The sequence below is a fragment of the Candidatus Pacearchaeota archaeon genome (genome assembly GCA_038874355.1).
Classification (GTDB): domain Archaea; phylum Nanobdellota; class Nanobdellia; order Pacearchaeales; family GW2011-AR1; genus JAVZCO01.
The window spans coordinates 1-5,882 of the sequence record JAVZCO010000003.1 but is presented as its reverse complement, the minus strand read 5'-3'; the positions used below and the strand labels follow the sequence as shown (position 1 = coordinate 5,882).

The 5,882-nt window shown below is 21.4% G+C and carries 7 protein-coding genes; 6 read left to right on the top strand and 1 reads right to left on the bottom strand.

Translation table 11 applies throughout. The features are described from left to right. Positions 1–548 (bottom strand): 3'-5' exonuclease (locus QW117_03475; GenBank protein MEM3406002.1); only part of this gene is annotated, 548 nt, incomplete at its 3' end. Positions 549–931: 383 nt separating this feature from the next. Here QW117_03475 and QW117_03470 point away from each other — a divergent pair. The 6 genes from QW117_03470 to QW117_03445 all read left to right on the top strand — a co-directional run. Continuing rightward, positions 932–1,201 (top strand): FkbM family methyltransferase, encoded by a 270-nt coding sequence (locus QW117_03470; protein ID MEM3406001.1) that lies wholly within the window; start codon positions 932–934, stop codon positions 1,199–1,201. An 81-nt stretch (positions 1,202–1,282) separates the two neighbouring features. Continuing rightward, positions 1,283–1,501: a hypothetical protein gene (locus QW117_03465; GenBank protein ID MEM3406000.1), complete on the top strand. Its 219-nt coding sequence runs from the start codon at positions 1,283–1,285 to the stop codon at positions 1,499–1,501. 31 nt (positions 1,502–1,532) lie between these two features. Continuing rightward, positions 1,533–2,450 (top strand): FAD-dependent oxidoreductase, encoded by a 918-nt coding sequence (locus QW117_03460; protein ID MEM3405999.1) that lies wholly within the window; start codon positions 1,533–1,535, stop codon positions 2,448–2,450. Positions 2,451–2,483: 33 nt separating this feature from the next. Then, the gene (locus QW117_03455; GenBank protein MEM3405998.1) at positions 2,484–3,992 is read left to right on the top strand and encodes a polysaccharide biosynthesis C-terminal domain-containing protein; all 1,509 of its coding nucleotides are present in this window, start codon (positions 2,484–2,486) and stop codon (positions 3,990–3,992) included. A gap of 28 nt (positions 3,993–4,020) precedes the next feature. Beyond that, positions 4,021–5,061, top strand: coding sequence for a glycosyltransferase (locus QW117_03450; protein MEM3405997.1), 1,041 nt, complete (start codon positions 4,021–4,023; stop codon positions 5,059–5,061). Between the two features lie 42 nt (positions 5,062–5,103). Beyond that, positions 5,104–5,882: glycosyltransferase family 4 protein (locus QW117_03445; GenBank protein MEM3405996.1), on the top strand; the 779-nt coding region annotated here is incomplete at its 3' end.

Genomic DNA, 5,882 nt, shown 5'->3' with positions numbered 1-5,882 from the left:
CTATCTGTTGCATCTGTTATACATTCTATATCTAAAGATAAATATTTTAATGGTGCATTTTCTTGTATATCTATTTTTTTAATACTGTTGATTTCAAAACAATCACAGTTTACAGTATTAGTTTTTGCAGGTTTACCGTCTGCTTCTATCCATTCCATTCCTCTTAATTGCATATCAGCCATAAATCTATATTTAAATAAAATGTCTGCTTCATAACATGTTCCAAATTTTTCAGCTAGACCTCTTATTTCTGGAATTTTTGAAGGATCATTTCCAATAATTTTTAATGCTTTTACTTTTTTGTTATATCCTATTGGAAGAAATTTTTCTAAAATTTCAAATTTTAAGTTTGGATATACTTTTAAAATATTTTTTTTAATATCTTCATAATTTTCTTCAGGAGAAACTAAATAAAAATATGGTAAATATTTATTATACAGAAGACAAATTGTTTTTCCATCTTTTTGTTTACAAAAAATTCTTAAAAGAGGTTTATTATTAACCATCATGTAATCTACATCAAGAAGCTGACCGATTAATTTTTGCATATAAAAATTTAATTAGTAAAAATTAATAAAGATTTATATATTAATGAAAATTATACTTTTTCATGGAAATTAGAGCAAAATTAATATACAATGAAAATGTAAATTTGATAGAAAAAATAATTTTCAATTTATTTAAATTTATTTTTTATTTTAATACATTTTATCTTTATATCTTAAAAAAATTAAATTTATATATTATGGAAAATTTCTTTTTATTGCTTATCATATTTTACAATTTTATTCATTTTTTATAAATTATAAAAAAATAAAGAAATTGGAAATAAAAATTAATGATGATATATCATTTTTTATAAAATTGAAAAAAACAACATTGATATGGATAAATATGCTATTAATTGAGATTCCGGGTTACTTTCTTTATAATGATATTAAAAAAAGGAGATATAGTTATAGATGCTGGAGCATATATAGGATTATTTACTTTATATGCATCAAAAAAAGTTGGAAAAAATGGCTTAGTTATAGCATATGAACCAGATCCAGAAAATTATAAAAACTTATTAGAAAATATTAAGTTAAACAAATGTAAAAATGTTAAATTAATTAAAGAGGTATATTTAGTAAAAATGATATTTTATATTTTCAAGAATATGATTCAGCTTCGACATTTATTTTTGATAAAAATAAAATAAAAAATAGTAAAAAAATAAAAATAATAAAAGTTCCTGTTTCATCACTGGATTTTGATATGAAAAAATTAGGAATTAAAAAAAATAGATTTTTTAAAAGCAGATATAGAAGGTTCTGAAATAGAAATGATAAAAGGTGCAAAAAATATTCTAATGAATTCAAACGCAAAACTTGCTATAGCAGCTTATCATAAAGTTAATAATAAAATTACTGCACCATTTGTAGCTGATGAATTGAAAAAATTAGGATATAAAACAAAAATAGATTATAAAACACATTTAACAGTTTATGCACGGAAATAAATTTTTAAAAAATAAAATTAAAATAAAACATATGAAAATAGCAATTGTTGGTGGTGGAATAGTTGGTTCATATTTAGCTTATAAACTTTCTAAAAAATATGATGTTACGGTTTTTGAGAAAAATTTTAAACAAACGAAAAAAGTTTGTTCAGGTCTTATATCAGAAAGGATTTGGGGATTTATACCAAAAAATAAAGGAATTATTGAAAATGAATTTAATAAAATAATTCTTTACTTTCAACATAAAAAAATAGAATTAATTCTTAAACAAAAACTTTATGCATTTAATAGAGAAAAATTAGATAATTATGTTTTTTCTCTTGCAAAAAAATCTGAAGCAAATTATATTTTTAATTCATATATTTCAGGAATAAATGATGAGAAATTAAAAAAATTTGATAAAATAATAGGTTGTGATGGAGCATTTTCTTCTATAAGGAGAACATTGAAACTTAAAGATCCTGAAATGAAATTAGGAATAATTCTTTATACTAAAGAAAAAGGAAATGATATTGAGGTTTGGTCGCATAATTCAGGCTTTTTTTGGAAAATTCCTAGAAAAAATAAAATAGAGTATGGCTGTTTAGCTAAACCAAATGAAGCAAAATCTATTTTTGATAATTTTATCAAAAAACAAAATATAGAAGTTGAAAAAATTTATTCTGCATATATTCCTTGCGGGCTTATAATTCCCAAATCTGAAAAATATACGCTTTGTGGTGATGCTGCAGGTATAACAAAACCATGGTCTGGTGGAGGAATAATATGGAGTTTTTCTGCAGCTGATTTATTAATTGCTAATTTTCCAGATTTTAGAAAATATAGAAAACATCTATATAATAAATTTTTATATAGACAAAGGCTTGGAAAAATAGCAAATTATTTTGTGAAAAAAATTAATTTCATTTTACCAAATAGTATTAATATTGATATTGATTATATTATTTAATATCTTTATAAAAAATTAATTTAAAATAAATTTATGCCTTCCAAAGAAAAAATTATATCAGATACATTATATGTTGCACTTGATACATTTGTAATAGCTATCGCAGGTTATCTATTTTGGTCATTTATGGGAAAAACCTTATCAGTATTTGATTATGGAGTTTTAACAACAACATTAACATTATATAGTTTTTTTTCAGCACTTTTTACTCTTAATATTCAAGAAGTTTTTGGAAAGCTAATACCTCAATATATTGCAATGAATAAAGAAAATAAAATAAATGATTTAATAAAATATACTGCAAAGTTAATAACAGTTATTTCAACATTAGGAATATTGTCTTTATTAATAATATTTTATTTAAAATTTTTTGAAATAAAATTTTCAGAATCTATTTTTTTGTGTGCTATATTACTTATTCCAGGAATTTTTTATAATTTTTTACGTGCAATTTTTTACGGGTATTCATTGTTTAAGAAAATATTTTTTATAGATTTAATATCACATGGAATAAAACCGTTTCTTGCTATATTTCTAGTTGTTATTGGCTTCACACTTGGAGGAATTTATGCCTGGTTTTTTACATTTATTATAGCCTCAGTTTTATTTTTTATTTTCATTAATAAAAAATTTAATCAAATAGAATATGAAAATAAAAAATTTTTTCTTGAAAATATAAAATCAAGCTTTATTGCATTTATTTCTATATTTTTGATTACAAATTTCGGAATAATTTATATAGGATATTTAGATATGGAGTCTGCAGGATTTTGGGGCGCATTAATAATTATAGGACAAATTCTTCTTTTATTACCCTCTATAATACAATCAGCAATTTTTCCTTCTCTTTCGTTTTTTGTAAAAGAAAACTCTAAAAATGTTGAAATTTTACTTAATAAATCTTTAAAATATATTATAATTACTTTACTTCCTGCAGCATTATGTTTTATTCTTTTTGCAAAGCAAATAATTTTATTACTTTATAAGAATGATTATCTTTTCATTACAAATATTATTCCTATACAAGTTCTCTCAATTATTTTATATGCACTTGCATTAATTAATCTTTCAGTTATTTATTCATTAGGATATCAAAAAATAAGAAATTATATAATGTTTTTTACAGGTTTTATAGCTTTATTTATAAATTTATTTTTAATTTCAGAGTTTTTAGTAATAGGTGCTGCTATTTCTTTTATGATTACTTCTTTAATATTTTTTATTCTTTCATTTTTTATAATTAAAAAATTAAATATTAAACTATTTTTGAATTTAAAAAAAATTATTAAATTTATATTGGTATTATTTTTCTTTTTAATATGTCTTTATATTATTACTTTTACACCTTTATTTTTTGCTATCCCTCTTTTATTTATTTTATTAGTCTGTTATTTAGTAATTTTATATAAAATAAAAATAGTAAACGAAACAGATATTTTAGTTTTAAATATTATAATAAAAAAATTAAAGTATAAATTATGTCATATACGTACTATAAAAGTTCGTAGAAAAGGTTTAAAAAATAAAAAAATAATACTTTAAATTAGAAAAATTTTTATTGTTGATAAATATGAAAGAAAGAATTCTTATTGTTACATCTTCATTGGATATTGAATGGATGAAGGGTTTTGCAAGATTTACAAATGAAATGATTAAAATATTAAAAAGCAAATATGATATTGAAGTTTGTGAAATAAATAGAAATAGAAAAAAAGAATATTTTAGATGTTTTTTAGATATACCGCTCATTGAATTTAAATCAAAAGCAAAAGTTATAGTTTCTATTACACCAGAAGGAGCAATATTTACATCATTTATTCCAGGAAAAAAAACAATTGTTACATTTCATGACTTTTTTCATTTATCAGCAAAATATAAAAATATTTTCGGCGAAATAATTGGAAAAATTTTTATGTGGTTAGCATATAAATTTTCTTCTTGTAATTATATATTAGTTTCAAATTCATCTCAAACAGCAAATGAATTAAAAATGCTATTTGGAAAAGAATCAGAAGTTATAAATCAGGGTGTAGATATAAATAGATTTAAACCTCTTAAATTCAAAAAATTAAAGGAATCAATAAAATTAGGCTTTCTTTCAAATTTTAGTTATAGAAAAGGTGCTGATATTGCTGTTGAAATATATAATAAATTGAAAAATAAAATAAATTGTCAGTTAATTTTAGCAGGCGGAAAACTTGAAAATAGTCTTCAAATACAGTTTGAATTTCAAAATCTTTTAAATGATAAGAATGTTAAAATTTTAGGTAGAATTCCAGATAAAGATGTACCAAAATTATATAATTCATTTGATTTCTTTCTCTTTCCAAGTAGAGCTGAAGGTTTTGGACTTCCTATTCTTGAAGCAGCAGCTTGCGGAATACCTGTATTTACATTAAAATCAGCACATATACCGGAAGAAGTAAAAAAAGCAAGTATTGTTTGTAAAGATGAAGATGAGATAGTTGAAAAAATAATAGAATTATCAAAAAATAAAAAATTGTATGATAAAATTAGATTTGAAAAAATGAAATATGCAAGAAAATTTACTTGGGATAAATGTGTTAATGAATATGATAAATTAATACAAAAATGTTTTTTACATAAATAATTTAAAATTTCAAATATGGAGAAAGATAAAAATATGAAAAAAATGAAAATTTGTATGGTTTTAGATTATTATTATCCATATGTTGGTGGAATAGAAAGAGATTTTTTTAATCTTGCAAAAAATTTAGTTAAATTAGGGCATGATGTTTATGTAATATCATTAAAGGTTCCAAATACAAATAGTTATGAAGAAATAGACGGTATAAAAATATATAGAGTATATTCACCAATTAAAAATAGATTTATTGCATGTTTTTTTATGATACCAAAAATATTAAAAATAGCAAAGAATTGTCTTTTTATTCACACATCTACTTATGGTTCACTAATCCCTTCATGGATATGTAAAAATATTTTAAGAAAAAAGTGTATAATAACCATTCATGAAGTCTTTAATGATTTATGGTATTTTATTTATAAATCAAAAATAAAAGCATTTATCGCAAAATTATTTGAAAGATTTTTATTATTATTTAATTTTGATTTATATATTGTTCATTCTAATTTTACTAAAAATAGGCTTGCTTTATTTAAACCAAAAGAAAAAATAAAATTAAGCTGTTCTGGAATAGATTATAATTATTTTAATAGAAAAAAAACTAAACCTAAACTTGCAAGAAAAGAATTGGGATTAAAAAATGAAAAAATTTTTGCTTATTTTGGAAGGCCAGGACCAACAAAAGGCCTTGAATATTTTATAAATTCGTTTGAAGAAATAGCTTCAAAAATACCAAATGCAAGATTTTTGCTTGTTTTATCATCTGAGCCAAAAGAAGGCTATGAATATGTAAAAAAACTTATTTCTGAAAGTTCTGTAAAAGA

Excerpts from the sequence above, each read along its gene's own strand:
- QW117_03470 (MEM3406001.1), top strand. The coding sequence starts at position 932 with ATGATATTAAAAAAAGGAGATATAGTTATAGATGCTGGAGCATATATA.
- QW117_03450 (MEM3405997.1), top strand. The coding sequence starts at position 4,021 with ATGAAAGAAAGAATTCTTATTGTTACATCTTCATTGGATATTGAATGG.
- QW117_03455 (MEM3405998.1), top strand. The coding sequence starts at position 2,484 with ATGCCTTCCAAAGAAAAAATTATATCAGATACATTATATGTTGCACTT.
- QW117_03460 (MEM3405999.1), top strand. The coding sequence starts at position 1,533 with ATGAAAATAGCAATTGTTGGTGGTGGAATAGTTGGTTCATATTTAGCT.